Origin of the sequence: Actinomycetospora sp. NBRC 106375 (assembly GCF_030269665.1) — a bacterium.
Lineage (GTDB): Bacteria > Actinomycetota > Actinomycetes > Mycobacteriales > Pseudonocardiaceae > Actinomycetospora.
The window spans coordinates 14565-40744 of record NZ_BSTS01000019.1; the positions used below are offsets into that span (position 1 = coordinate 14565).

Below are 26180 nucleotides of genomic sequence, written 5' to 3' on the forward strand. Positions count from 1 at the left end.
ATGCCCTGCGGGCACGATGGGGCCGTGGACTCCCCGATCCCCCGCGGTCCCGTCGACGCCACGGCCGTTCCCCGCTTCGCCGGCCCGCCGACGTTCGCCCGCCTGCCGCGCCTGGGTGAGGTCTCGCGGGCCGACGTCGCCGTGGTCGGCCTGCCGTTCGACGCCGGCACGAGCTACCGGCCCGGCGCGCGGTTCGGGCCCGCGCACATCCGCGCGTCGTCGAAGCTGCTGCGCCCGTACCACCCCGCGCTCGCGACCTCGCCGTTCGCCGCGATGCAGGTGGCCGACGCCGGTGACCTCGGGCTGAACCCGTTCGACATCCCCGAGGCCCTGCGGTCCTGCGAGCTCGGGATGCGCTCGCTGGCGCAGGACGGCGCCACGCTCGTGGGGCTCGGCGGCGACCACACGCTCGCCCTGCCCGCGCTGCGGGCGCTGCACGCGCTGCACGGCCCGGTCGCGGTGCTGCACTTCGACGCGCACCTCGACACGTGGGACACGTACATGGGCGCCGCGTACACCCACGGCACGCCGTTCCGCCGGGCGAGCGAGGAAGGGCTCATCGACCGGGAGCGCAGCGTGCACGTCGGCATCCGCGGCCCGCTCTACGGCGCCGGGGACCTCGACGACGACACGCGCCTCGGCTTCGCCGTGGTCCCCGCCGACGACTACGAGAGCGACGGGGTGGCGCGCATCGTCGACCGGGTCCGCCACCGGCTCGGCGGTCCCGGCGCGGGTCCGGTCTACGTCTCGGTGGACATCGACGTCCTCGACCCCGCCGCCGCGCCCGGCACCGGCACCCCGGAAGCCGGCGGCCTCACCAGCCGCGAGCTGCTGCACACCCTGCGGGGCCTCGCGCCGGCGGCACCCGGCGAGCCCGGGATCGACGTCGTCGGCGTCGACGTCGTCGAGGTGGCGCCGGCCTACGACCACGCCGAGATCACCGGGATCGCCGCCGCGCACGTCGTGTACGACCTGCTCGGGGTGCTCGCGCTCTCCGGCCGACGCGCCTGACATGCGGATCGCCGCGCTGCAGGCGCGCGGGCCGGACCGGGACCTGGTCCGGATCGCCGCCGCCGCCACCACCGCCGCGGACCGGGGCGCCGACGTGCTCGTCGTCCCGGAGCTCTTCGTCGGCGGCTACGACCCGGCGGCCTTCCCCGGTCCCGACGAGACCCTGCTCCCCCGGCTGCAGGACCTCGCCGCCCGGCAGGGCGTGGCGCTGGTCGCCGCGGAGCCGGAGGGTGATCCGCCAGCGATCACGGCGGTGGTCCTCGCCGGGGACGGCACCGTGTCCGGCCGCTACCGCAAGACCCACCTCTACGGCCCGGCCGAGCGCGCCGCGTTCGTCCCCGGCGACGGCGACCGGTTCGTCGTGGCGATCGGCGGGCTGCGGTGCGGGGTCGCGGTCTGCTACGACGTCGAGTTCCCGGAGGTCGTCCGCGGCCTCGCGCTCGCCGGCGCCGAGGTCGTCCTCGTCCCGACCGCGCTCGACGATCCGGCGGTGTCCCGCGTCCTCGTGCCCGCCCGGGCGATGGAGAACCGGGTCGGCCTCGCGTACGCCGACCACGTCGGGCCGGGGTTCTGCGGTGGTTCGGTGATCGCCGGACCGGACGGCCGCGCCCGGGCGCGGGCCGGGGCCGTGGCGGACGCCGTCCTCGTCGCCGACGTCACCCGCGACGACCTCGACCGGGCCCGCGCGGGCGCGGACTACCTCGCCGACCGCCGCCCGGAGACCTACCGGTGAGCGGGTCGCCGGGGATGGCGATGCTCGTCCCCGACTTCCCGTTCCCCTACGCCGAGCACCTCGCCGCGCCGGCCGGGCTCGGCGAGCTGCCCCCGCACGCCCAGGGCACCGAGGTCGCGGTCATCGGGGCGGGCATGGCCGGGCTGGTCACCGCCTACGAGCTGATGCGCCTCGGTCTGCGCCCGGTGCTCCACGAGGCCGGCGAGATCGGCGGTCGGCTGCGCACCGCGACGTTCCCGCAGGTCGACCGGTCGACCGGGGCCGTCGCCGACCTCGGCGGCATGCGCTTCCCCGCCTCCGGGCGGGCGTTCGGGCACTACCTGGACCTGCTCGACGTCGCCACCGCCCCGTTCCCGAACCCGCTCGCTCCGCAGACCCCGAGCACCGTGATCGAGCTGGGCGGGCGCGCCGTCTACGCGGAGCGGCCCGAGGACCTGCCGCCCGTGTTCGCCGAGGTCTCGCACCACTGGGCCACCGCGCTCGCCGAGGGCGCCGACCTGCCGGCGCTGCGCGTCGCGGTCGCGGCGCGGGCGACCCGGCAGATCAAGCAGATCTGGAACCGTCTCGTGCCCCGCCTGGACGAGGAGAGCTTCTACGGGTTCGTCGCCCGCTCGCCGGCGTTCGGCGACTTCTCCCACCGCGAACTGTTCGGCCAGGTCGGCTTCGGCACCGGCGGCTGGGACACCGACTTCCCGAACTCGATGCTCGAGATCCTGCGGGTGGTCGCCACCGACGCCGACGACCAGCACGTCCGCATCCTCGGCGGCGCCCAGCAGGTGCCGCTGGCGCTGTGGCGCCACACCCCGGAGACGCTCACCGGGCACCCGGTCGGCACGTCGCTGGAGTCGCTGCACGACGGGGCGCCGCGCCCGGCGGTGCGCGCGCTGCGGCGCCTCGACGACGGCCGCCTCGGCGTGCTCGACCGCTGGGGCACCGAGCGCGCCTACCCCGCCGTCGTGTCGACCGTGCAGTCGTGGCTGCTGTCGGCGGGCATCGACACCGACGAGTCGCTGTTCTCCCACGACCTCTGGATGGCCCTCGAGCGCTCGCACTACATGCAGAGCTCGAAGACGTTCGTGCTGGTCGATCGCCCGTTCTGGCGCGACCGCGACCCGGTCACCGGACGGCACGTCATGTCGACCACGCTCACCGACCGCCTCACCCGCGGCACGTACCTCCTCGACGGCGGACGCGGGCTCGACGACCCGGCGGCGGCGCACACGCCCGCCGTCGTGTGCCTGAGCTACACCTGGAACGACGACGCGCTGAAGTGGCTGGCGCTGCCCACCGACGAGCGGGTCCGCCTGATGCTGCACTCGATGAGCAAGATCTATCCCGACCTCGACCTCGCCGCCCACATCCGCGGCGAGCCCGTCACGATCTCGTGGGAGAACGAGCCGCACTTCATGGGCGCCTTCCGGGGCAACCTGCCCGGCCACTACCGCTACCAGCGCCGGCTGTTCACCCACTTCGTGCAGGACGCCTTCCCGGCGGAGCACCGCGGCGTCTTCCTCGCCGGCGACGACATCTCGTTCACCCCGGGCTGGGCCGAGGGCGCGGTGCAGACCGCGATCAACGCCGTGTGGGGCGTGGTGCGCCACCTCGGCGGCACCTGCGCGCCCACCAACCCCGGTCCGGGCGACCGCTTCGGGGAGCTCGCGCCGATCCGGCTACCCTGAGGTTCGCTTCTCCGCCTGGAACGTGTCCTCGTCGGCACCCCGGCGCCAGTACCCCGAGATCGAGAGCCACTCGCGGTCCAGACCGCGGTCGTCGAGCAGGTGGCCGCGCAGGGCCTTCACGTCGCCGGTCTCGCCGTGGACGAAAGCGTGCACGACGCCGGCCGGCCAGTCGGCGGCCTTCACCGCGTCGACGAGGTCCTCGCCCGCGTCGCGGTGGAGCCAGCGCAGCGAGAGGTCGGCGGCGGTCGGCAGGGCGAGCTCGTCGTCGGGCCCGTCGACCTGCACCCACGCATGGACGGGGACGCCCGGCGCCAGGCGCTCGAGGGCGGCCGCGATCGCGGGCAGCGCCGCCTCGTCGCCGACGAGGACGTGGGCGTCGGCCTCGGGGGAGGGCCGGTAGGCACCACCGGGGCCCATCAACGTGATCTCGTCGCCCGGTGCCGCGGCGAGCGCCCACGGGCCCGCGATCCCGGTGTCGCCGTGGACGACGAAGTCGATCGCCATCTCGCCCGCGGCGTGGTCGAGCGACCGGACGGTGTACGTGCGCACGATCGGCCAGTCCTCGCGCGGCATCGACTCACGGATGGCGGCGACGTCGAACGGCGTCGGGTACGCCACCCCGGGGCGCGGGAAGGCGAACTTGACGTACTTGTCGGTGAAGCCGTTGTCGACGATGCCGTCGAGGCCGGGGCCGCCGAGGACGACACGCACCAGGTGCGGGGTCAGGCGCTCGGAGCGCAGCACACGCAACCGGTGGCCGGGGCCGCCCTTGGATCGGCGGGCAGGGGCCTGGGTGTCGGGAGCAGCCATGACGGCGACCCTACCCCTCCGACTTAGGAGACCCTAAGAAGTCAGAGCCGGGCCGCGACGCGGACCAGGTCGGCCAGGGCCCGCGACCGGCTGTGCGCCGGCCACGCGATGACGGTGGTGACCATCGGCGCGTCGGCCAGCCGCACCGCGACGACGTCGTCGGCCAGCCCGTGGCGGGCGGAGTCGGGCAGCACGGCGACGGCGCGCCCGAGGGAGACGAGCTGGCGCAGCTGCGCGCTGTCGCGGACCTGGGGACCCGGCCCATCGGGGTAGCCGCCGTCGGGCAGCGGCCAGCGCGGCAGCGGCAGGTCGGCGAGGTCGGCCATCCGCAGCTCGGTGCGGGCGGAGAGCGGGTGTCCGGCCGGGAGGAACAGCGACTGGCCCTCGGTGGCGAGGTCCTCGGCGTCGAATCCCGCCGTCGCGTCGAAGGGACGGTGCAGCAGCGCGACGTCGGCGCGCCCGTCGCGCAGGAACCGCTCCTGCTGCGCGGGTCCGCACAGCTGCACGTCGATCTCGACCGCCCCCGGCTCGGCCGCGTAGGCGTCGAGCAGCTTCGCCAGCAGCTCTTCCGACGCGCCGGCCTTGGAGACGAGGACGAGCCCGGCGCCGTCGTGGGCGCGGCGGGCACGGCGCTCGGCGGCGTCGACCGCGTCGAGCGCGGCCCGGCCCTCGGCGAGCAGGACCGACCCGGCCTCGGTGAGCGCCACCTCGCGTGTGGTGCGGTCGAGCAGCCGGGCCCCGACGCGGCGCTCGAGCTGCTGGATCGCCCGCGAGAGCGGCGGTTGGGCGATGCCGAGGCGCTCGGCGGCGCGCCCGAAGTGCCGCTCCTCGGCCACCGCGACGAAGTACCTCAGCTCCCGCGTCTCCACCCGTCCTTGATACCGCTTCAGTGATACCCCTGCGGTATCGGCGAGCACCGAGACGGTCTTGGACGGTGCTCCGCGGACGCGCAGATGATCGATGCCATGAGCGAGGAGAAGACCACCGCCCTGGTCACCGGGGCGAACAAGGGCATCGGCTTCGAGATCGCGGCGGGCCTCGGGGCGCTGGGCTGGCGGGTCGGCGTGGGCGCACGCGACGACACCCGCCGCGAGGAGGCCGTGGCGAAGCTGCGCGCGGGCGGCGCGGACGCGTTCGGCGTACCGCTCGACGTCACCGACGACGCGAGCGTCGCCGCGGCGGCGGCCTCGCTGGACCGGCTCGACGTGCTGGTCAACAACGCCGGCATCACCGGCGGCGCGCCGCAGGAGCCGACGCGGATCAGCATCGACACGATGCGCAAGGCCGTCGAGGTCAACGTCTACGGCGTCGTCCGCGTCACCAACGCGATGCTGCCGCTGCTGCGCCGCTCGGCGCACCCGCGGATCGTCACCATGTCGTCGAGCGTCGGGTCGCTGGCCCGCCAGAGCGCGGGGACCGGCGCCGGTCCGGTCGCCGCCGGCTACTCCCCCACGAAGACCTACCTCAACGCCGTGACCGTCCAGTACGTCCGGGAGCTGGCGGACACCAACATCAAGATCAACCTGGCCTGCCCCGGGTACGTCGCCACCGACCTCAACGGGTTCCACGGCGTGCGCACCCCGGAGCAGGGCGCGGCCATCGCGATCAGGCTCGCGCAGATCCCCGACGACGGCCCGACCGGCGGCTACTTCGAGGACGCCGGGTCGATCCCCTGGTAGACCTCAGATCGTCACGGGCTTGTGCGCCGGCCGCGTCGCCTCGTAGGCGTCGATGTCGTCGGCGTGGCGCATCGTCAGGCCGATGTCGTCGAGGCCCTCCATGAGCCGCCAGCGGGTGTAGTCGTCGACGGTGAACCGCACGACGAGGTCGTCGGCGGTCACCGTCTTCGCCTCGAGGTCGACCGTCAGCTCGAGACCCGGCCGCTCCTCGATCTTCTTCCACAGCAGCTCGACGTCCGACTGCTCGACGGTGGCGGCGAGCAGCCCGGCCTTCGACGAGTTGCCCTTGAAGATCTCCCCGAAGCGCGAGGAGATCACGACCCGGAAGCCGTAGTCCATCAGCGCCCAGACCGCGTGCTCGCGCGAGGAGCCGGTGCCGAAGTCGGAGCCGGCGACGAGCACGCTGCCACGCGAGAACGGCTCGACGTTGAGGACGAACTGCGGATCGGACCGCCAGGAGGCGAACAGGCCGTCCTCGAAGCCCGTGCGCGTCACGCGCTTGAGGTAGACGGCCGGGATGATCTGGTCGGTGTCGACGTTCGACACGCGCAGCGGCGTGCCGATGCCGGTGTGGGTGGTGAAGGCGTCCATGGCTTCTTCCTCAGGCGAACTGCAGCGTGGTGGGCGTGAGGTCCTCGGGCGAGGAGAGCGTGCCGCGCACGGCGGTCGCCGCCGCGACGAGCGGTGAGACGAGGTGCGTGCGCCCGCCCTTGCCCTGGCGGCCCTCGAAGTTGCGGTTCGACGTCGACGCGCACCGCTGGCCGGGGGCGAGCTGGTCGGGGTTCATGCCGAGGCACATCGAGCAGCCCGCCGAACGCCACTCGGCGCCGGCCTCGGTGAACACGGCGTCGAGACCCTCGGCCTCGGCCTGCGCCTTGACGTGCATGGAGCCGGGGACGACGAGCATCTGCACGTCGTCGGCGACGTGGTGGCCGCGCAGGACGTCGGCGGCGGCGCGCAGGTCCTCGATCCGCGCGTTCGTGCAGGACCCGAGGAAGACGACGTCGACGGCGATGTCGCGCAGCTTGGTGCCGGGCTCGAGGGCCATGTAGTGGAGCGCCTTGCGGGTGGCGGCCGCGTCGTCGTCGTCCATCGTCGCGGGGTCCGGCACGGTCTCGCCGAGCGGCAGGCCCTGGCCGGGGTTGGTGCCCCACGTGACGAACGGGGTCAGCGCGTCGGCGTCGACGTGCACGACGACATCGAACTCGGCGTCGTCGTCGGTGCGCAGCTCGCGCCACGCCGCGACGGCGGCGTCCCACATCTCGCCCTGCGGGGCGTGCGGGCGGCCCCGCAGGTACTCGAACGTCGTCTCGTCGGGCGCGACCATGCCCGCCCGGCCGCCGGCCTCGATCGACATGTTGCACATGGTCATGCGGGCTTCCATCGACATCTCGCGCACGGCCTCGCCGCGGTACTCGAGCACGTAGCCCGCGCCGCCGCCGGTGCCGATCTGGGCGATCACCGCGAGGATGACGTCCTTGCTGGTCACGCCGGGGCGCAGCGAGCCGGAGATCTCGATGGCCATCGTCTTGAACGGCCGCAACGGCAGCGTCTGGGTGGCCATCACGTGCTCGACCTCGGACGTGCCGATGCCGAACGCGAGCGCGCCGAACGCCCCGTGGGTGGAGGTGTGCGAGTCACCGCAGACCACCGTCGTGCCCGGCTGGGTGAGCCCCTGCTCCGGGCCGATCATGTGGACGATCCCCTGGTTCTCGGTGCCCATGGGGAACAGGCGGACGCCGAACTCCTCGCAGTTGCGCCGCAGCGTCGACACCTGGGTCGCCGACGTCTCGTCGGCGATGGGCAGGTGGAGGTCCTTGGTCGGGACGTTGTGGTCCTCGGTGGCGACGGTGAGGTCGGTGCGCCGCACGGGACGGCCGGCCAGGCGCAGGCCGTCGAACGCCTGCGGGCTCGTCACCTCGTGCACGAGGTGGAGGTCGATGTAGAGGAGGTCGGGCTCCTGGCCCTCGCCGTGCCGGACCACGTGCTGGTCCCAGACCTTCTCTGCCAGTGTGCGTCCCACGCCGCCTGCCCTCTTTCTCACATCCTGGGACTACGATGTCGCCCTGTGGGACAGGGTAGCGGTATCGGCGTCCTCGACAAGGCGGTGGTCGTCCTCCGGGCGGCGGCCGCCACCCCGTGCGCGCTCAGCGAGCTCTGCGAGCGCACCGGGCTGCCTCGCGCCACCGCGCACCGGCTCGCCGTCGGCCTCGAGTCCCACCGGCTGCTGACCCGCGACGCCGACGGCCGCTGGCGCCCCGGGCCCGCCCTCGGCGAGCTCGCCCACGGCCACGGCGACCCCCTGCTCGCGGCGGCCGAGGAGATCCTGCCCGGGCTGCGCGACCTCACCGGCGAGAGCGTCCAGCTCTACCGCCGCGACGGCTCGGACCCGACGCTGCGCGTGTGCGTCGCCGCCGCCGAGCCGACGAGCGGGCTGCGCGACACGGTGCCGGTCGGCGTGCGGGTGTCGATGGCGGCCGGGTCCGGAGCCAAGGTGCTCGCCGCCTGGTCGCGCGAGCCCTCGACGTTCGGGGAACCGGTGCTCGACGAGGTCCGGCGCCGCGGCTGGGCCCAGAGCGTCGCCGAGCGCGAGGCCGGCGTCGCGAGCGTCTCCGCACCCGTCCGCGCGCCCGACGGCGGCGTGGTCGCGGCGGTCTCGGTGTCCGGGCCGGTGGACCGCATCGGCCGCCGCCCGGGTCCGAAGTGGGCCGACGCCCTGCTCGCGGCCGCCCGGCGCCTGGAGGACCGACTGCGGGACGCGGGATAGTCCCGCTCCGTGGAGCGCGACTTCGTCGGACGCGGCCGGACCACCCCGCTCGAGCGGTGGCCGAACGGCGCGCGGGTGGCCGTCAACATCGTCGTCAACGTCGAGGAGGGCGCGGAGGCGGCGTGGCCCGACGGCGAGGGCAACGACGCGTGGGGCGAGTACGCGATCCCGATCGACCCGGCCGTCCGCGACCTCGGCACCGAGGGGCACTTCGAGTTCGGCAGCCGCGTCGGCATCTGGCGGCTGGTGCGGCTGTTCGAGCGGTTCGACGCCCCGGTGACGTTCGGCGTCTGCGCGCGGGCCCTCGAGCGCAACCCCCCGTTCGCCGCATGGCTGCGCGCCAGCGGGCACGACGTGATGGGCCACGGCTACCGCTGGGCCGAGGTGACCGGGATGACCGAGGACGAGGAGCGCGACGACCTCGAGCACGCGATGCGCGTGCTGCCCGAGCTGGTCGGCCGGCCCGTGCGCGGCTGGTACGTCCGGTCGTTCCCGAGCGGGCGCACCCGCCGGCTCGCGGCCGCGCACCCCGACCTCGACTACGACAGCGACGCCGTCAACGACGAGCTGCCGTACTGGACCGAGGTCGACGGCCGGCGCTGGCTCGTCGTGCCCTACACCAAGGTCCACAACGACACCCGCTACTTCCTCCCGCCGACCTACGCGACCCCGCGGCACTTCGCCGAGACGCTGATCGGGGCCGCGGACTTCCTCCTCGACGAGGCCCGCCACGGCGCCGGCGCCCGCCTGATGAGCGTGGGCCTGCACCCGCGCTGGAGCGGCCAGGCCGCCCGGGCCGCGGCCGTGCGCGACTTCCTCGCCCACGTCGCCAACCAGCCGGAGATCGCGCTGGTGCACCGCGAGCAGGTCGTGGACTGGTGGACCGCCCTCGACGCGGGTGGCGTACAGTCGGGTGTTCACCCATCCGAGTGAGAGCCACGCCACCACGACGGCGGGCGGGCTGGTCGGGGACCGGACGGAAGGCGAACGCATGAACATCGGTGAGCAGGTCCGCATCCTGAACGTCGAGCCGATCGTCGATCCGGTACCCGACGGCGACTTCCCGGACCGGTTCGCCGACGTCCCCGCGCCCGCGCCGCGGCCCACCCCGCGGTCGGGGACGGCGGACGAGCCGACCCGCCCGGAGCCGACGGCCGCCGACGCGTGAGCGAGGCGCCGGACCTCGCGAGCCCCGTCGCGGGGTGGCGGCTCTGGCACCTGGGACAGGACCACGACGGGCCGCTGCTCGTCTCGCCGCTGCGCCCGCTGGCCTGGTCGCCGCGGCGCGCCGTCACGGCGACGTGCCCGACCGGGTGCCGCGAGCCACCCACGTGGCACTGCACCTGCGGCCTCTACGCCGCGGCCGACCTCGACGCCGTCGCCGGGTACGTCGGAGCTCCCGCGGTCGTCGGGTGCACCGCCCTCTGGGGCCGCGTGGTCGAGGGGACCGCGGGCTGGCGGGCCGCGCGGGCGTACCCCCTGGTGCTGTTCGTCCCGGTCGGCGACACACGGCCCGGAGTCCTCGACGCCATGGCCTCGGCATCCCGGCGCGCGGTGTTCCGCGGGCGGACCGGCCCGCTGCTCGGGCCTCTCGGGGACGACGTGCGCCAGGCCCTGGGCGAGCGGTACGGGGTGCCCGTGCACGCGCTGCCCATCGAGCACCTCGGCTTCCTGCACCCCGGCGTCGGGGCGGTGCGACGGGCACGGCGCCGCCTCCGGACCGACGCCACCGTCGCCGGCGGCCGCACTCGGGCCGTGGGTGCCGCGGACGCGCTGCGGCAGGAGGCGGCGGGCGGGCTCGCCGCCCGGCGCCTCGGCGACCGGGACGCCGAGCGCCGCCTCGACACGGCCGTCGAGCGCCTCCTCAGCGCCCTGCGCCCCGACCCGCCGCCGATCGCCGTCTGACGCCGCCGGCGCGCTCCCGCCGGTCGGGGGTCGCGTCCACCGCCGGCAACGGGATGGAGGGGTGGGTCGGGAACCGGTCGGCCGGCGACTGCGCGGTGCGCGGGCGGGCCGAGGACGGCGTCGGCACGGGGCCGGTCCGCGGGCGGCGCGGGCGGGGGACGTCGCCGGTCGACGCGGCGGGCTCCCCGTCGGCCGGGGACGCCGAGGCCGCCGGCGTCACCGGCAGCGGCCCCGTCCACCCGAACTGCTCGCTGTGGATGCGGCCGGGCGGGACACCGAGCTCCTCGAGGGCCGCGAGCGATCCGGACAGCAGTCCGGGCGGCCCGCACACGTAGTACTCGAGGCGGCCGCGGGCCCGGGGCAGCACGCCGGCGAGCAGGTCGGCGTCGACGCGGCGCCCGGCGGTGCGCAGCACGTCGAGCTCCAGGCGCCGCGAGAGCACCTCGAGCTCGGGGCCGAACAACGGCTGGTCGGGGCGCTCGGCGAGCACGAGGCGGTGCAGGCGCCGGTCGCCGCGCTCGGCGAGGGTGCGCAGCATGCTCATCATCGGCGTGATCCCGACGCCGCCGGCGACGAGCACGAGACCGTCGACGCGCTCCGGGGCGTCCGGGGTGAAGCTGCCGTGCGGGCCGTCGAGCCACACCTGGCGACCCGGCTGCATCCGCGCGAGGGCCCGGCTGAAGTCACCGCTGGCGCGGATGGTCAGCTCGAGGCGGTCGGTGAGCTCGGCGCTCGACGCGATCGTGAACGGGTGCTCCTGCACGCCGACCACCCGGCGGTGCAGCCGCAGCCACACGAACTGCCCGGGCGCGAAGCGCAGCGCCCGCCGCCGGAACACCGGGGTCAGCGCCAGGGTCGCGACGTCGCCGCCCTCGTCGCGGACGCCGTACACGACGTAGGCCCCGCGCTGCGAGAACAGCGGCTGCCACACCCACCGGCGGGCGAGCACCACCAGCAGCGCGGCGGCCAGCACGGAGCAGACGACCCGCATCACCGGATCGGAGAGCAGGTCGCCGAGCCAGACGATGTGCAGGCCGGCGAGCGCCAGGGCCAGCGCCGCCCCGACCACGTGCAGGCGCGCCCACCACTCGTAGCGGGTCCCGCGCCGCCGCCCCCACGCCGCGGCGACCGACAGCACGATCATGCCGACGAAGGCGAACCACCCGAACTGGATCGCGAGCGACGCGGCGAGCGGGTTCAGCAGCTTCGGGCTCCGCACGATCGCCACCACGAGGTGGACGACCACGAGCGCGAACGCGGCCACGCCCAGCCACCGGTGTCCGCTCATCACGCGGTCGATCCCGATCGCCGTGGTCAGCGCCCGGATCCGCGAGGCCCCGATCGTCGCGAGGACCATCGCGACGGAGGCGACGATCCCGGACAGGACGATCGCGAGGCCCAGGAGCTTGCCGGGGTCGACCCCCTCCCGGGCCAGGTACGCCGCCGGGGGGCCGAGCAGCAGCAGGGCGAACGCCGCCGACCACAGGGTCCGTCTCGCGCGCTTCGACACGGGGGCGACGCTAGGGACGATCACTCCGCTCCCCGCCCGGACCTGAGAACGGCGGCCCGGTCGCGGAGATCAACGGACGCCCGGGCACGGTGAGCCGCACGCCGCCGTACTCCGAACGGCCGAACGCGCTCTCAGGGGCGTCCGCCGGCCGCTCCTCGGGTAGTCCGCCGCGATGGCACCACTGCTGAGCGGGCTCCTGCGCGGCACGGCCGCCGGGGCCGCCGGGACGACCGCGCTGAACGTCGCGACCCAGGCCGACATGGCGCTGCGCGCCCGGCCGGCCAGCGGGACGCCCACCGAGGCCGTCGCCGCCCTCGCCGACCGCGCCGACGTGGCGATCCCCGGCGGGCGCCGGGCCCGCCGCCACCGCCTCGAGGGACTGGGCGGGCTCGCCGGCACCGCGACCGGTCTGGCCGTCGGCGGCGTCGCGGGCGTCCTGCGCAGCACCGGCGTCCGGCTGCCGGCGGTCGTCGGCGGCCCCCTGCTCGGCGCCGCGGCGATGCTGGCCTCCGACCTCCCGGCCGCGCGGCTCGATCTCACCGACCCGCGCCGCTGGGCCGCGGTGGACTGGGCCGCCGACGCCGTCCCGCACCTGGCCTACGGCCTGGCCACCCACGCCACGCTCGCCGCGACGTTCCGCGCCGACGACCGGGAGCGCGCCGAGCACCCGGAACGCGCCCCGCGCCCGGCGACCGCCGGGACGCTCGCGCGCGCCGCGGCCCTGGGTGCGGCGACGGGCGCACGCAGCACCTTCGGGGTCACGGCGCTGGCCCTGCGCGGCGCCCGCGGACGGTCCGTCCGGGGCGCCGCGGTGCTCGCCGCCCTCGGCGAGGCGGCCGGCGACAAGCACCCCGCCGTCCCCCCGCGGACCCACCCCGCCGGCCTGGCCCCGCGCCTCGGGCTCGCCGCGACGTCGGCCGGTGCCGCGGCGCACCGCGACGGGCGCGAGGTCGGGCCCGGGGCGCTCGTCGCGGTCGGCGCCGCGCTGGGCGCGGCGGTCGGCGGGATGCGGCTGCGGGGCCTGGCGCACGCACGCCTCGGCACCGACCTGCCCGGTGCACTGGCCGAGGACGCGGTGGCGGCGCTCCTCGCCGGGTGGGGCGCCCGCCGGGAGTCCTAGGCGCGCGGGGTCTCGGGGGCGCCGTCCGGGTACCGCAGCCGTTCGGCGGCGCGCGTGCGCAGCCGCACGAAGCCGTCGTCCTCGCGGGTCGTGATCTGGTCGCGGGGTGACGGCAGGTCCACGGTGAGGTCGTCGACGACCGCCGCCGGGCGCGGCGACAGGACGAGCACGCGGTCGCCGAGGTAGACGCTCTCGTCGATGTCGTGGGTGACGAGCAGGACCGTGGTGCCGTACTCGCGGCGCACCCGCAGCAGGAGGTCCTCGAGATCGGCCCGTGTCTGCGCGTCGACCGACGCGAAGGGCTCGTCCATCAGCATCAGGGTCGGGCGGCACGCCAGGGCCCGGGCGATCGCGACCCGCTGCGCCATCCCGCCGGAGAGCTGCCCGGGTCGGCGGTCGGCGACGTCGGCGAGGCCCACCGAGCCCAGCGCCTCCCGGACGCGGGCGGCGCGGGTGGGCCGGTCGAGGTCGCGCGGCAGGCCGAAGGCGACGTTGCGGGCGACCGTCGACCACGGCATCAGCGAGCGCCCGTAGTCCTGGAACACCACCGCCAGCCCGTCCGGGACGCCGTCGACGGGCCGGCCGCGCACCAGGACCGTGCCCCCGTCGGGCGGGCGCAGGCCCGCGACGGCGCGCAGCAGCGTCGACTTCCCGCACCCCGACGGGCCGAGAAGGCAGACGACCTCGTCCCTCGCGACGGCGAGCGACAGGCCGTCGAGCACCCGCGTGCCGTCCCCGTAGTCGACGACGAGGTCGCGGACCTCCAGCATCGGCGCCACGCGCCCTCCTCCGGTGGTCAGCGTGTCCACACGAGCACCCGTCGCTCGACCCCGAGCAGGGCCGCGTTGAGCGCGTAGCCGAGGACGCCGAGCAGCACGATCGCCGCCCACATCGCGGTGAAGTCGAACGAGCGCTGCGCGACGACGAGCCGGTGGCCGAGCCCGTCGGTGGAGGCGACGAGCTCCGAGACGACCATGAGGATCAGTGCGAGGGACAGGCTCACCCGCAGGCCGGCGAGGATGCGCGGCGCCGCCGCGGGGAGGATCACCTCGCGGAGCCGCCGCAGGCCGGCGACGCGGTGGACGACGGCCACGTCGATCTTGACCGGGTCCACGTCGCGGGCGCCGTCCGCGGTGTTGAGCAGCACCGGCCACACCACGCCGACGACGATCGTGGCGAGCTGCATCGGCGTGCCGACGGCGAACAGGATGAGGAAGACCGGCGCCAGCACCGGCGGCGGCACCGCGCGGCCGAACGCGAGCAGCGGGGCGACGTAGTCGCTCGTGCGCCGCGACCGCCCGATCGCGAGCCCGAGGGCGACGCCGGCGCACGCGGCGAGCGCCCACCCGCCGAGCAGGCGGGCGAGGCTCGGCAGCACGTCGGTGCGGGCCTCGTCGGTGAGCAGCCACGGCCCCGAGAACCACGCCCGCCAGCCGGCGGCGGCGATCGCGGACGGCGGCGGGAAGAAGGGGCTCGGGACCGCCTTGGCCGCGACCTCCCAGGCGACCACCACGACGACGAGCACGCTCCAGCGCGCCGCCGCCCGGCGCAGGCGCGTGCTCACGGGACGTCGCTCCAGGACAGCCAGCGCCGTTGCACCGCCGTGCAGAGCGCGTTGGCCCCCAGCCCGACGAGACCGGCGACGACCGTGGCGGCCAGGACCAGGTCCATCCGCCCACCCCCGGAGCCGGCCTGCGTGATGAACTCCCCGATCCCCCGGGCGCCGCCCACGAGCAGCTCGGTGGAGACGAGCAGGATCAGGGCGATCGCCGCGGCGAGCCGGACGCCGGTGAGCACGAACGGCGCGACGGCCGGCAGCAGCACCCGCGCGACGAACCGGCCGCGCCCGACACGGAAGGCGGCGGCGGTCTCCCGCAGCACCGGGTCGACATCGGCCACGGCGTAGATCGTGTTGAACATGATCGGCCAGACCGCGGCGTAGACCGCGAGCGCGATCTTGCTGCCGGGCCCCTGCCCGATGAGGACGACCGCGAGGGGGATGAGGGCCACCGACGGGATCGGGCGCAGGAACTCGACGAGGGCCCGGGTGGCGATGCGGACGCCCGGCACGCTGCCGAGCAGCAGGCCGGCCGGCAGGGCGATCGCCAGCGCGAGCCCGAGGCTGATGACCCACGCGAGGACCGTCGCGACGACGTCGGCCCGGAAGGCCGGGTCGCCCACGATCTCCGCCAGCCGCGCGAGGACCACCGACGAGGGCGGAAGCAGCTCCGGCGCCACGAGGCCCGACCGGCCGACGACCTCGCCGACGGCCAGGAACGCGAGCAGCCCGACGGCGCCGCGCACCGCGACGGTGGTGCGGCGGCGCCGGGCCGGGGACGGGTTCGCCCCCACGTCAGTTCGTGGCCAGCAGGGGCGCGACGTCGACGCGGGTCGGCACGAGCCCGAACTGCAGCATCAGGTCGCCCACGCGCTGCAGCCGCGTCGCGTCGAGGGACCGCGGGAACGTCCCCAGGTTGATCAAGGACGCGGTCGACTGGTCGATCCGGACGTAGGTCGGCAGGATCTGCTCGACGTTGCGCCGGTCCGAGGCCGCCTCCTGCCCGCGGGCCATCGCGCGCTGGAACGCGGCGACCGTGCGCGGGTTCTGGCGGGCGAACTCCTCGGTGGTGCCGTAGCCGGCGACCGGGATGTCGGCGGTCGGACCGGACGCCGTGTCCAGCACCGGGACCGCGCCGATCGTGCGCTCCGCGGAGGTGATGAACGGCTCGACCATCGCGGCCGCGTCGACCCGCCCGGACTGCAGTGCCGCCGCCATGTCCGGGAACGGGACCTCCACGAACTGTACGGACGCGAGATCGACACCGTTCGTCTGGAGGGCAGATCGTGCGTTCAGTTCGACGATGTTGCGGTAGGTGTTCACCGCGACTCGTCGTCCGGCCAGATCACGGGGAGTCCGGACGGATCCGTCCGGCCGCGCGAGGAGGAGAAAAGTGTTCGGCGCGGCCTGATATCCGTCCGAGATCAGACGGAAGCGGCCGACGCCCTGGCTCTCTGCCAGGAAGAACGACACGTAGTTGCCGAAAGCGACATCGAGACTCCCGCCCACGAGTCCGGGAATCGAGGCGGCGCCGCCCTGGGCGGTGACGGGCTCGACGGTCAGGCCCTCGTCGCGGAAGAAACCCCGCTCCTGGGCGAGGTAGAACGACGCCGTGTCGACGATCGTCAGCATGCCGACGCGCAGGGTGGGCCGCTCCAGCCCGCCGGTCTGCGGATCTCCCCCGGAGCTCGGGCCCCCGAGGGCGCTGCACGCGGTGAGCCCCAGCAGAGCGATGACCGTCAGTATGCGGAGAATTGTCGACCGCCCCCGCCGCGCGGCCCATGAACTGGTCCTGTCGCGCACAATCAACAACCTTTCGGGTGAGGACCCCCGTGGAACCCGATCCCCTTTTCGTCGTAATCGGGGTCGGGAGAGTCGCGTTCGGGTGTCATGTCTCTCACGAACAAGCTAACGTCCGCTACAGCAATGTCACAGATGGTCGCGGAGTCGGAGAGGCAACCAGCGCCACTCGGACGCGACGCGAATGCGCAGCTCGCTGCATCCGGCCGTGGCGGAATCGCTCTTCCGTACGGCATCCGATCATCGATTCGACATCCGGCGGTTGGGGGATCGTCCGTGTCCGAGTTCGACGCGCCCGGGGCTGCGCGCCCCGGGCGGGAGGCGCCGCGGCGTGCGTGGTGGGACTCCGTCCTCCAGGCCCGGTCGCCGCGCCGGTGGCGGGTCGCCACCAAGGTCGTCGCGGCGGTCCTCGTCCCGTTGGTGCTGGCGCTCGTCCTGGCCGCGGTGGTCGTGCGCGGCCAGGTCGCGGAGCGCACCGCCCTCGCCCAGGTCGCGGCGGGCACCCGGGTGGACGGCACCGTCGCGGCGCTGGTCGACGATCTCCAGGTCGAGCGCAGCCAGACCACGGCCTACGTCGCCGGCGACCGCCGCGGCGACCGTGCGCCGCTGGACCTCACCGCCGACCGCGTCGACGCCGGCGTCGCCGCGCTGCGGGCCGCCGGCCCCGCCGTCGCGGACCTCGACCCCGGCGTGCAGTACCGCTACGGCGTGGCCCTCGCCCGCCTCGACGGTCTCGGGGCCCTGCGCAGCACGGCGATCGCCTCGCGCTACCCGGCCTCGAGCGTGATCACGGCCTACACGGGCCTGATCGAGCCGCTGCTGGCCCTCGACCGCGACATCGCCGGGGCCGCGGGACAGACCACGGTCGTGCGTCCGGCCACCGCGCTGGCGGCGCTGGGCCGCGCGAAGGAGCAGGCGGAGATCCAGCACGCCGTGCTCCTGCTCGGCGCGACCACGGGCGCGCTGTCCGCCGACGACGCCGGAGAGCTGCGCAGCGCCGACGCCGAGCAGTCCGCCGCCACCGCGGAGTTCGAGGCGGGCGCCACCCCGGCGCAGGTCCAGGCCTTCGACGACACCGTGGCCGGGCCGGACGTCGACCAGCGCGTCCGCATCCTGCAGACCTCCCTGCTCCGGGACGCCGCCAGCCAGCCGCTCGCCGCCGACCCCGTGGCCTGGGACCGCGCCGCGGGCGCCACGCGCGAGGCCTTGCGCACCGTCGAGACCGGCATGCTCGACGAGCTGCGGACCACGGCCGACCGGCTCGTGTCGGAAGCCACCGTCGCGGCCGTGGTCGTCGGGCTCCTCGTGGCGCTCGGCGTGGTCCTCGCGGTCGCGCTGGCCGTGGCCATCGCCGCGTCGCTGATCAGGCCGCTGCGGCGGCTGCGGTTCTCCGCGCTCGACATCGCCGAGCGCAGGCTCCCGGCGGCGGTGCACCGGCTGGAGAACGTCGAGGGCGTGCCCGAGGACGGCGAGGACGAGATCGCCCCGGTCGCCATCGACACCGACGAGGAGGTCGGCGAGGTCGCCCGGGCGTTCGACACGGTCCACCGCGAGGCGGTGCGGCTCGCCGGCGAGCAGGCCAGGCTGCGCACCAACCTCAACGCCCTGTTCGTCAACCTCTCGCGGCGCTCCCAGAGCCTGGTCGAGCGACAGCTCACCCTCATCGACGCTCTCGAGGGGCGCGAGGAGGACCCGGACGTCCTCGCCGAGCTGTTCGCGCTCGACCACCTCGCCACGCGCATGCGCCGCAACGGCGAGAACCTGCTCGTCCTCGGCGGTTCCGCGCCGGCCCGCGGCACCTCCGAGCCGGTCCCGGCCGTCGACCTGGTCCGGGCGGCGGTCGCCGAGATCGAGGACTACCGGCGCATCGAGGTGCGCCCGATGCCCGGCGTCCACCTCCCCGGCGGCCCGGCCGACGACCTCACCCACCTGCTCGCCGAGCTCATGGACAACGCCACCACCTACTCGTCCCCGGAGACGCCGGTCGTGGTCAGCGGATCCCGAGCCCCGGACGGCGGCCTCATCATCGAGATCACCGACGAGGGCATCGGCATGGACGCCGAGGACCTGGCCGACGCGAACTCCCGCCTCGCACGGGCCGTGCTCCTCGACGCCTCGGTGCCCCGCCAGATGGGCCTGTTCGTGGTCGGGGCGCTCGCGCGCCGCCACGACATCGTGGCGGGGCTGGTGCCGGGTGAGGACGCCGGGCTCACCGCTGTCGTGCAGGTCCCGCCCACGCTGCTGGTGCGGGCCCTGTCGCCACGGTCGCCCGAGTCGCCGCCGGAGCCGGCGGGTGTGGAGCCCGATCCGGTGACCGCTCCCACGGCGTCGGTGGACGGCAAGGGGGCGGGTGACAGCGTCCCGGCCGACCCGGCCGACCCGGCCGACCCGGCCGGCGATGACGGCGATGACGGCGTCCTCGAGCCGATCTTCCAGGAGATGTGCTCGGCGTGGTTCAGGGAGAACGGGGAGAACGGGGAGCACGGGCACCGCGGGGACCACGAGGACCGCGGCGGCGACGGCGCGATCCCGGCCCCGCGCGAGGAGACCGTCCCCGCGGGCTCCGTCTGGTGGTCGACCGCGGACGAGGGGTGGGACGCCGTCGCGGCGCGCGAGGCCGCGCGGGACACCGCGCCCGAGCGTGAGCACACCGAGGCCGGGCTGCCCCGGCGTCGCCGTGGCGAGGAGCTGGTGCCCGGCGCGGTCGGGGCCGACGTCCCGGAGCCGCGGCGCACCGTCGACGCCGGCGCCCTGCGCGCGCGGATGGGCTCGTTCCAGGCCGGCACGCACCGGGGTCGGCGCGAGGTCGACACCGATCCCGGGGGCCTGCCGGTCCCCGACGACGAGACCGCGGGACGGCCACGATGACCACCACCGACCCGATGCAGCGGTTCTCCTGGCTCGTCGAGCACTTCGTCGACTCGGTGCCCGGTGTCGCCCACGCCGTCGTCGTCTCGGCCGACGGGCTGCTGCTGACCCGCTCCCGGCACCTCCCGCACGAGCGCGCGGGGCAGCTCGCGGCGGTCGCGTCCGGCCTGGTCAGCCTCGCCGGCGGTGCGGCGCGCTGCTTCGACGCGGGCGGCGTCGTGCAGACCGTCGTGGAGATGCAGCAGGGCGTCGTGCTGCTCATGACGGTCCGCGACGGCTCCAGCCTCGTGGCGCTCGCGACGCCCGGGTGCGACCGCGGCCTCGTCGGCTACGAGATGACCCTGCTGGCCGACCGGGTGGGCAAGGCCCTCACCCCCGAGGTGCGCCGCGAGCTCGGGGAGCTCGGGGCGTCGTCGTCGCCGTGAGCGCCCCGGGGAGCCGCCCGGCCCGCGTCCGGCCGTACGCGATCACCGGCGGACGTACCCGCACCCGTGTCGCGCTCGCGCTGGAGACCCTCGTGCACACGGACGGGGCCGCCGAGCTGCGCACCCTGTCCGGGGAGCGGCGGACGATCTGCGAGCTGTGCCTGCGCCCGATCTCGGTGGCGGAGGTGTCGGCCCGCGCGGCGCTCCCGCTCGGCGTCGTCCGCGTGCTGCTCGACGACATGGCGGGGGCGGGGCTCGTCGTGCTCCACGGGGCGACGGCCGATCGCCCCGACCGCGCGCTGCTGGAGAGGGTGCTCGATGGACTCCAGCGGCTCTGAGAGCGCCTCGGCGTCGGCGAAGATCGTGGTCGCCGGCGGGTTCGGCGTCGGCAAGACCACCTTCGTCGGCGCGGTCTCCGAGATCGACCCGCTGGTCACCGAGGCGGTGATGACCGATGCGTCCGCACCGCACGACGACCTGTCCCTGGCCGGCGACAAGGCCACGACGACCGTGGCCATGGACTTCGGCCGGATCTCGCTGACCTCGGACCTGGTGCTCTACCTGTTCGGCACCCCCGGGCAGGAGCGGTTCTGGTTCATGTGGGACGACCTCGTGCGCGGCGCGATCGGCGCCGTCCTGCTCGCCGACACCCGGCGGCTCGACGCGTGCTTCGCGCCGATGGACTTCTTCGAGGACCGGGGGCTCCCCTACCTGGTCGCGCTCAACGCCTTCGACGGCGCACGACGCTTCGACGACGCCGACATCCGCGACGCGATGGAGCTCCCCGACGCGACCCCCCTGTTGACCTGCGACGCGCGCCGGCGCGGCTCGGCGAAGGCGATGCTCGTCTCGCTGGTCGAGCACGCTCTGGCGCTGACGCCCTGAGACGGACGCGGTGACCGACGTGCGCGTGTCCCCCCGCTCCGACCGCCGCCGCTCGCGGCTGACCCTCGTGCTCCTGGCCGGCGACCTGCTCACCGCCGCGGGCATCGCCGTGTACTCGCTGGTCGCGGGCGCGCCGCTGCCGGCTCCCCCGGACCTCACGTCCCGCACGCACCTCGACGACCCGGACGGCCACACCCCGGGACCGCCGCCGCGCCCGCCACCGTCGGAGGGAGGCCACGATGTACGTCGAACGCACTGAGCTGGAGCTCGAGCTGCTCGTGGCGCGCATCGACCGCCACGAGCTGGACCACCGCCCCGACCGGCCGCCCTTCCGCAGCTGGGGACGGGCGCACCAGCAGCGGCTCATCGACTCGATCCTGCGGAACTGGTCGGTGCCGGCGGTGCACGTGGCGGGCGCCCCGCCGGGCGCGCCGGAGGTCGTCCTCGACGGGCACGAGCGGCTCATCACCATCGCGCGCTTCTTCCACGACGACCTGGCCTGCGACGGCGGCACCACCCCGGCCCACGGCGAGGTGGCGCGCCTGCACGGGCTGCGGTTCTCCGACCTGCCCGAGGACGTCCGGCGCCGTGTCCGGCGGTTCCGGCTGCCCGTCGTCACCGTGTTCGAGTACGACGCCGGCGAGCTCACCGAGCTCCTCGCCCGCATCCACCAGCCGATCCGCTCGCGCCCGTGGATCCCGACGCCGCGCATCGGCGACGCGCCGCCGGGCGGTCCGCGCTCCGAGGGGGTCCACCGGGCCTCGGGGTCGCTCGAACCGATCTACGACCAGGTGTCGGCCTGGTTCGCCGACCTCGCCGAGTCCGGTCGCGAGCCGACGCGCTGGACGTCGCCCGCCGATCCCGGGGACGCCGCCGCGCGGGCGGCCGTCGAGCCGCGGGGTCTGGACACCACCGACGCGGGCCTGCCCCAGCGGGAGCCACGGGCCCACCTGGTGCCGGGCACGATCGATCCGCCGACCGTCGCCATCGACCGCGACGCCCTGCCCGACGCCCGGGACGTCGCCGAACGCCTGACCACCTACCGCGACGGGGTCCTCGGCGCGCGCCGGGAGCGCGACGGTGCGGGGTAGCGCCGCTAGTGGTCGCGGCGGGTGCGGAACACCGACGGCCAGGGGTGGTCCGACCCCGGACGGCGCCAGTGCCAGAGCACCATCGGCACCGCGGAGACGACGATCAGCAGGAGCCCGTGGCCGACCGGGCCCAGCGCGGCGATCGCCACGCCGAGCACCGCGCCGACGACGAGCGCAGCGACCGACCACCAGTAGGACCGGCGGTCGTCCTTGGGGCGGGCCATGCGGGCCAGCGACGGATCGCTGACCTCGATCTCCCGCTCGATGTCGGCCAGGATGCGCTGCTCGCGTTCGTCCAGCACGGGGACCCCTTCGGCGTCGTGATTCCCGACGACGGGCACACCGAGGAGTGGTCGCGGTCCGCGTTCGCCGGATCACCCAGCGAATTCCCGCCGTCGAGCAGGTGCAACCGCGGTGACGGGCACGTCACGACGAGACGACGACATCCGTCGGTGGCCGGGGTGTGCGGCCGGTGGCCGGAGTGACGGGTGGGACGAACGCAGGACGCCCGGCCGCGCCGGCGCGGTCAGCGGGCGGGCGGCGCGAGCTCGTGCCGGTCGGCGAGCCAGCGCCCGATCCGCTCGGCCGCGAGCTCGTTGCCGGTCGGTTCGCCCCGGGTGACGGCGCCGCCGAAGTGGGTGCCGCGCACCGCGACGCGGGTGAGGTCGCCGGCGCCGAGGGCGTGCGCCATCCGGCGGGAGTCACCCGGGAACGCGGCCTGGTCGCCGGTGAGCTCGACGAACATCGTCGGGACGGTGACGCCGGGCGCGCAGCGCACGAAGTCGGCGTTCGACGAGAGCCCGGACCACGTCGAGAGCCACGCCTCCGGCGTCGTGAGTCGCCCGAAGCCGACCTGGCCGTAGTTGATGAGGTCGGGCCGCGCGCCGAACAGCGAGCCGTACGGCCGGTCGCTCGGGTCGAGCGAGAGGTCGACGGTGCGCGGGTCGGCGTCCGTGCGGTACACGGTGAGGATCTGCGGCGCCAGCGCGCGCCGGCGGTCGGCCGCCGCGCCCGTCTTCTTGTGGGCCGCGCGGGCCTCGGCGGTGCGGGCGAGCAGCTCGCGGGCGTGGGCATCGAGGCGCGCGACGCGGTCGTGCTGGGCGGCGCGGTAGCGCTCGAGGAAGTCGGGGGTGTACGACGAGCTCGCGGGCGGCTCGGCGAAGCCGTTGGCCGGGTCGAACGGGTCGAGCGCGGCCACGGCGGCCAGCGGGTCGCGCTCGTCGGCCACCGAGGGGTCGATGCAGCCGAGCAGCAGGCGCCCCTGCCCCGGGTGCGGGGCGAGGAAGACCACGCCGTCGGCGCCGGGCATGTCGGCGTCGGCGAGCTTCGTGGGCCGGCCGCCGGGGGTCGTCGCGATCCGGTCGGCGGGCGCGAGGCCCGCCTGCTCGAGGTAGAAGGCGAACAGTGTGCCGCCGCCGGAGTGCCCGAGCGGCACGATCGCCTCGAAGCCCCGCTCCCGCAGGAAGCCCAGGCCCGCGGCGACGTCGAGCAGCGCCTGCTCGTGCACGAGCGTGAGGTCGTTGTTCACCGACCGGGTGTGCTGGGTCCACACCGCGGCGCCGGCGGCCAGCAGGTGCGGCACCAGCGCGTGGTGGGTGACGTCCTGGCGCGGGTGCATGACCACGACGACGGTGCGCGCGCCGGGCACCGTCGCGAGCACCCCGCGCACCGTCGCGCCGTCGGCGGTCGTGAGCTCGTGGACGCTGGTGACGGTGGCGGCCGGGCGGTCGTCGACCGCGACGTGGCGGCCCGCGCCCAGCCCGGTGGCCGGTGCACTCATGCGGGGTCGACCCGCAGGGCGTCCTTGTCGTGCTGCACGATCCGCCCGTCCGCGACGCCGGCCACGCAGCTGTACCAGACCGCGTGCCGGCAGCCGGTCGCGCGCCGGTCGACCACGATCGCGCCGTCGGCCGTGATCTCGAAGTACGGGCCGACCTTCCCGACGGTGACCTCGGGGTCCTCGCCGGCGACCTTCGCGACCGTGGTGTTCTCGGGGACGTCGAGGACGTAGAGCGCGGTCATACCTGCGCCGCTTCCCAGTCCGCGGCACGCTCGACGATCAGCTCGGCCTTGCGGGCGAGCAGCTTGCCGAACGTCGGCTCGGGTGCGCCGACGACGTCGAGCAGCGCGTCGATCGTCAGGTTCGCGTCGAGGTCCTCCTGCGGCGTCACCGGGCGCATCGCGCGGGTGAGCTCGACCATGTAGCCGTTCGGGTCGTGGGTGTAGATCGACTCGATGGTCTCGTGCTGGATCTGCATCTCGACGGGCCACTGCGAGTCGTCGAGGCGGCGCCGGTACTCCAGCAGGTCGTCCTGGTCGTCGACGTGGATCGCCAGGTGGCGCGACCGCACGAAGAACTCCGGGACCTCGGGGCCGAAGCCCGCGTAGACGTCGCCCCGCTCGTGCGCGTGCTGGGGCTCGAGGCCGAAGTAGTAGAAGAACGCGATCCGGTCGTCGTTGCCGATGTCGAAGAAGAAGTGGATGAAGTCCGGGTGGTCCTCCGGGCCCCATCCCGCCGCGCAGATCGAGTGGACGACCGGGAAGCCGAGCACGTCGCGGTAGAAGCGCACGGTGCCCGCGGGGTCGAAGGTCGGGAAGGCGGCGTGGTCCACGCCGCGGACCTTGTGCTCGAGCGTCATGGCGACGAGGTTACGCCGGGTTCGACGCGAGCGTCAATCTTTCGACGACTCCGACGAGCCGGTGATGACGTGCTCGAGGTAGTCGAGGTCCTGGCGCAGGAGCGAGAGCGCGGCCGCCGGGTCGTCGGGGCGGGGGCTCGCCGGCGTGCGGTCCGGGGACTGCGCGACGAGCGCGACCGCCATCTCGGCCATCTGGTCGGCCACCTCGTCGGCGGACTGCGCCCCGCCGGGGTGGAACCACCAGGCGATCCAGTTGCACATGCCGATGAGCCCGAGCGCCGTGGTGCGCACGGCGCGGGGCCGGAACTCCCCGCTGCGCACGCCCTGGTCGATGACGCGGACGAACCCGTCGAGCACTCGGCGCTTCGCGGTCTCGTGGGCGGCGGCGAGCTCCGCCGGCAGCTCGGACTCGGAGCGGATGACCAGCCGGAACCGCGCCGCGTGGTGGGCCTGCCGGGACGCGATGAGGTGGACCAGCCGCCGCAGTTTCTCGGTCGCGCCGAGGTCCTCGGCGGCGATCCCGGCGGCCGCGTCGGCGGGCCCCTCGGTGATCTCGGTGACCAGCTGGGCGAGGATCTGGTCCTTGTTCTTGACGTAGTAGTACAGCGCCGGGCGGGTCATGCCCATGGCGTCCGCGATGTCCTGCAGGCTCGTGCCCGCGAAGCCGCGCTCGGCGAACAGCCGGGTCGCCTGCTCGTAGATCTGGGCCTCGACGAGCTCGCGCCGCACCGATCCCCGGCCGTTCGCCTGGCTCATGGGCGGCGACGATACCGGCGGAGCACGGAGTCCCCGGCTCGCCGGACGGTCACCACACGACGTCCACCCGCTGCGGCCCGCAGAACATCGGGCTCGTCACGTCGTCGTAGGTCGCACCGGGGGCCAGCGCGAGCGTCGGCAGGCGGTCCAGCAGCGCGCCGAGAGCCGTCGAGATCTCGATGCGGGACAGCTCCGCGCCGAGGCAGAGGTGCACGCCGTGGCCGAACGAGACGTGGCGCCGCGCCGTGGGACGCCCGAGGACGAAGGTGCCGGCGTCGTCGCCGAACACCGCGGTGTCCATGTTCGCCGACTCCAGCCCGACGATCACTCGGTCCCCGGCGGCCAGCCCGTCCCCGCGGACCTCGGTGTCCGCGGTCACCGTGCGCAGCACCCACCGGATCGCCGACGCGTACCGCAGGCCCTCCTCGCGGGCCTCGTCGAGCAGCGAGCCCGTACCTGCTGGTCGAGCTCCGCTGCGCTCCGTCTCCCGGTCCGCGAGCAGCCGTTCCCACCGGCTCCGGTCGGACAGGAGCTGCCAGAGCGTCGCGCCGATCGTGTACGCGGTGCTCTCCAGCCCGGCGACGAAGAGCTGCCAGGCGTGGAACGCGACCTCCCTCTCGCTCAGCGAACGCCCGTCGACGCTGCCCAGCGCCAGCCGCGTGATGAGATCGTCCGGCGGCTCGGGAGTCGCCCTGCGCGTCGCACTGGGTGATCAGGGCCGGCGGCGGCTCGCCGGTGTCGTCGCCGTCGAGCACGAAGTTGCCCTGGTTGCTGTGCGTCGTGGGGTCGAGCAGGACCTCGCGGACCAGCTCGTGGTGCCCGACGAAGCCGAGGCCGGGCGCAACGGGGTGCACCGGGCACCCGGACGCGCGGACGTCGGTGAGGCCCTCACGGACCTGGGCCAGCGGGCCGCCCGCGAGGGGGTTGAAGGAGTCGGTGGTGGT

At 75.2% G+C, this 26180-nt stretch carries 29 protein-coding genes and 1 pseudogene; 15 read left to right on the forward strand and 15 right to left on the reverse strand.

The window, feature by feature from the left end:
- Positions 1–24: 24 nt before the first annotated feature.
- Genes speB through QSK03_RS25905 form a run of 3 tightly spaced genes read left to right on the forward strand, consistent with a single transcriptional unit; the run spans position 25 to position 3423 of the window.
- The gene (speB, locus tag QSK03_RS25895) at positions 25–1011 is read left to right on the forward strand and encodes an agmatinase (protein ID WP_285658140.1); all 987 of its coding nucleotides are present in this window, start codon (positions 25–27) and stop codon (positions 1009–1011) included.
- 1 nt (position 1012) lies between these two features.
- Complete coding sequence (locus QSK03_RS25900) at positions 1013–1744, forward strand: nitrilase-related carbon-nitrogen hydrolase (protein ID WP_285658142.1); 732 nt, start codon at positions 1013–1015, stop codon at positions 1742–1744.
- A gap of 14 nt (positions 1745–1758) precedes the next feature.
- Positions 1759–3423, forward strand: coding sequence for a flavin monoamine oxidase family protein (locus tag QSK03_RS25905; RefSeq protein ID WP_285658329.1), 1665 nt, complete (start codon positions 1759–1761; stop codon positions 3421–3423).
- On the opposite strand, the gene QSK03_RS25910 is transcribed toward QSK03_RS25905, so the two are convergent.
- Both QSK03_RS25910 and QSK03_RS25915 read right to left on the reverse strand, forming a co-directional pair.
- The gene (locus QSK03_RS25910; RefSeq protein ID WP_285658145.1) at positions 3415–4233 is read right to left on the reverse strand and encodes a siderophore-interacting protein; all 819 of its coding nucleotides are present in this window, start codon (positions 4231–4233) and stop codon (positions 3415–3417) included. The genes QSK03_RS25905 and QSK03_RS25910 overlap by 9 nt on opposite strands.
- A gap of 41 nt (positions 4234–4274) precedes the next feature.
- Positions 4275–5102, reverse strand: a complete 828-nt coding sequence (locus QSK03_RS25915) for a LysR family transcriptional regulator (protein WP_285658147.1) — start codon at positions 5100–5102, stop codon at positions 4275–4277.
- A 96-nt stretch (positions 5103–5198) separates the two neighbouring features.
- Here QSK03_RS25915 and QSK03_RS25920 point away from each other — a divergent pair, with 96 nt between their 5' ends.
- Complete coding sequence (locus QSK03_RS25920) at positions 5199–5912, forward strand: SDR family NAD(P)-dependent oxidoreductase (RefSeq protein WP_285658149.1); 714 nt, start codon at positions 5199–5201, stop codon at positions 5910–5912.
- Positions 5913–5915: 3 nt separating this feature from the next.
- On the opposite strand, the gene leuD is transcribed toward QSK03_RS25920, so the two are convergent.
- The gene (leuD, locus tag QSK03_RS25925; RefSeq protein WP_285658150.1) at positions 5916–6503 is read right to left on the reverse strand and encodes a 3-isopropylmalate dehydratase small subunit; all 588 of its coding nucleotides are present in this window, start codon (positions 6501–6503) and stop codon (positions 5916–5918) included.
- A gap of 10 nt (positions 6504–6513) precedes the next feature.
- Entirely contained in the window at positions 6514–7935 is a 1422-nt protein-coding gene (gene leuC / locus QSK03_RS25930) for a 3-isopropylmalate dehydratase large subunit (RefSeq protein WP_285658151.1), read from the reverse strand.
- A 45-nt stretch (positions 7936–7980) separates the two neighbouring features.
- Between leuC and QSK03_RS25935 the strand changes: the two genes are divergently transcribed.
- The 4 genes from QSK03_RS25935 to QSK03_RS25950 are packed head-to-tail and all read left to right on the forward strand — an operon-like array spanning position 7981 to position 10584.
- Positions 7981–8679, forward strand: coding sequence for an IclR family transcriptional regulator (locus tag QSK03_RS25935; RefSeq protein ID WP_285658153.1), 699 nt, complete (start codon positions 7981–7983; stop codon positions 8677–8679).
- A 9-nt stretch (positions 8680–8688) separates the two neighbouring features.
- Entirely contained in the window at positions 8689–9612 is a 924-nt protein-coding gene (locus QSK03_RS25940; protein ID WP_285658155.1) for a polysaccharide deacetylase family protein, read from the forward strand.
- Between the two features lie 58 nt (positions 9613–9670).
- The gene (locus QSK03_RS25945) at positions 9671–9847 is read left to right on the forward strand and encodes a hypothetical protein (RefSeq protein WP_285658157.1); all 177 of its coding nucleotides are present in this window, start codon (positions 9671–9673) and stop codon (positions 9845–9847) included.
- Positions 9844–10584 carry a hypothetical protein gene (locus QSK03_RS25950; RefSeq protein WP_285658159.1) on the forward strand — a complete coding sequence of 247 codons (741 nt, stop codon included), beginning with the start codon at positions 9844–9846 and terminating at the stop codon, positions 10582–10584. Before QSK03_RS25945 ends, QSK03_RS25950 begins: the two co-directional genes overlap by 4 nt.
- Here the strand turns inward: QSK03_RS25950 and QSK03_RS25955 are convergent.
- On the reverse strand, positions 10544–12094 hold the full coding sequence (locus tag QSK03_RS25955) for a ferric reductase-like transmembrane domain-containing protein (protein ID WP_285658164.1): 1551 nt from the start codon (positions 12092–12094) through the stop codon (positions 10544–10546). The two genes, QSK03_RS25950 and QSK03_RS25955, sit on opposite strands and share 41 nt — an antisense overlap.
- 172 nt (positions 12095–12266) lie before the next feature.
- On the opposite strand from QSK03_RS25955, the gene QSK03_RS25960 reads away from it, so the two are divergent.
- On the forward strand, positions 12267–13214 hold the full coding sequence (locus QSK03_RS25960) for a hypothetical protein (protein ID WP_285658166.1): 948 nt from the start codon (positions 12267–12269) through the stop codon (positions 13212–13214).
- Here the strand turns inward: QSK03_RS25960 and QSK03_RS25965 are convergent.
- The 4 genes from QSK03_RS25965 to QSK03_RS25980 are packed head-to-tail and all read right to left on the reverse strand — an operon-like array spanning position 13211 to position 16575.
- Positions 13211–13993 (reverse strand): ABC transporter ATP-binding protein, encoded by a 783-nt coding sequence (locus QSK03_RS25965; RefSeq protein ID WP_502872220.1) that lies wholly within the window; start codon positions 13991–13993, stop codon positions 13211–13213. The genes QSK03_RS25960 and QSK03_RS25965 overlap by 4 nt on opposite strands.
- A gap of 17 nt (positions 13994–14010) precedes the next feature.
- The gene (locus QSK03_RS25970; protein WP_285658168.1) at positions 14011–14778 is read right to left on the reverse strand and encodes an ABC transporter permease; all 768 of its coding nucleotides are present in this window, start codon (positions 14776–14778) and stop codon (positions 14011–14013) included.
- Complete coding sequence (locus QSK03_RS25975; RefSeq protein ID WP_285658171.1) at positions 14775–15566, reverse strand: ABC transporter permease; 792 nt, start codon at positions 15564–15566, stop codon at positions 14775–14777. The genes QSK03_RS25970 and QSK03_RS25975 overlap by 4 nt, the downstream gene beginning before the upstream one ends.
- Position 15567: 1 nt before the next feature.
- The gene (locus tag QSK03_RS25980; RefSeq protein ID WP_285658173.1) at positions 15568–16575 is read right to left on the reverse strand and encodes an ABC transporter substrate-binding protein; all 1008 of its coding nucleotides are present in this window, start codon (positions 16573–16575) and stop codon (positions 15568–15570) included.
- A gap of 273 nt (positions 16576–16848) precedes the next feature.
- Between QSK03_RS25980 and QSK03_RS25985 the strand changes: the two genes are divergently transcribed.
- The 6 genes from QSK03_RS25985 to QSK03_RS26010 are packed head-to-tail and all read left to right on the forward strand — an operon-like array spanning position 16849 to position 21841.
- Positions 16849–19440 carry a sensor histidine kinase gene (locus QSK03_RS25985; RefSeq protein WP_285658175.1) on the forward strand — a complete coding sequence of 864 codons (2592 nt, stop codon included), beginning with the start codon at positions 16849–16851 and terminating at the stop codon, positions 19438–19440.
- On the forward strand, positions 19437–19865 hold the full coding sequence (locus QSK03_RS25990; protein ID WP_285658176.1) for a roadblock/LC7 domain-containing protein: 429 nt from the start codon (positions 19437–19439) through the stop codon (positions 19863–19865). The genes QSK03_RS25985 and QSK03_RS25990 overlap by 4 nt, the downstream gene beginning before the upstream one ends.
- On the forward strand, positions 19862–20203 hold the full coding sequence (locus QSK03_RS25995; RefSeq protein ID WP_285658178.1) for a DUF742 domain-containing protein: 342 nt from the start codon (positions 19862–19864) through the stop codon (positions 20201–20203). Before QSK03_RS25990 ends, QSK03_RS25995 begins: the two co-directional genes overlap by 4 nt.
- Positions 20184–20750, forward strand: coding sequence for a GTP-binding protein (locus tag QSK03_RS26000; RefSeq protein ID WP_285658179.1), 567 nt, complete (start codon positions 20184–20186; stop codon positions 20748–20750). The genes QSK03_RS25995 and QSK03_RS26000 overlap by 20 nt, the downstream gene beginning before the upstream one ends.
- 19 nt (positions 20751–20769) lie before the next feature.
- A complete protein-coding gene (locus QSK03_RS26005; protein ID WP_285658180.1) occupies positions 20770–21009 on the forward strand; it encodes a hypothetical protein in 240 nt (79 codons plus the stop codon).
- Positions 20990–21841, forward strand: coding sequence for a DUF262 domain-containing protein (locus tag QSK03_RS26010; protein WP_285658182.1), 852 nt, complete (start codon positions 20990–20992; stop codon positions 21839–21841). The genes QSK03_RS26005 and QSK03_RS26010 overlap by 20 nt, the downstream gene beginning before the upstream one ends.
- 5 nt (positions 21842–21846) lie before the next feature.
- Here QSK03_RS26010 and QSK03_RS26015 read toward each other — a convergent pair whose 3' ends face one another.
- The 6 genes and pseudogenes from QSK03_RS26015 to QSK03_RS26040 all read right to left on the reverse strand — a co-directional run.
- Entirely contained in the window at positions 21847–22143 is a 297-nt protein-coding gene (locus tag QSK03_RS26015) for a DUF3040 domain-containing protein (protein WP_285658183.1), read from the reverse strand.
- A 224-nt stretch (positions 22144–22367) separates the two neighbouring features.
- Positions 22368–23621, reverse strand: a complete 1254-nt coding sequence (locus QSK03_RS26020) for an alpha/beta fold hydrolase (protein WP_285658185.1) — start codon at positions 23619–23621, stop codon at positions 22368–22370.
- Positions 23618–23863, reverse strand: a complete 246-nt coding sequence (locus tag QSK03_RS26025; RefSeq protein ID WP_285658187.1) for a hypothetical protein — start codon at positions 23861–23863, stop codon at positions 23618–23620. Before QSK03_RS26025 ends, QSK03_RS26020 begins: the two co-directional genes overlap by 4 nt.
- On the reverse strand, positions 23860–24480 hold the full coding sequence (locus QSK03_RS26030) for a VOC family protein (RefSeq protein WP_285658189.1): 621 nt from the start codon (positions 24478–24480) through the stop codon (positions 23860–23862). Before QSK03_RS26030 ends, QSK03_RS26025 begins: the two co-directional genes overlap by 4 nt.
- 33 nt (positions 24481–24513) lie before the next feature.
- Entirely contained in the window at positions 24514–25236 is a 723-nt protein-coding gene (locus QSK03_RS26035; RefSeq protein ID WP_285658190.1) for a TetR/AcrR family transcriptional regulator, read from the reverse strand.
- A 49-nt stretch (positions 25237–25285) separates the two neighbouring features.
- A pseudogene (locus QSK03_RS26040) lies at positions 25286–25903 on the reverse strand (cytochrome P450); the annotation flags it as partial.
- Positions 25904–26180: the final 277 nt, after the last annotated feature.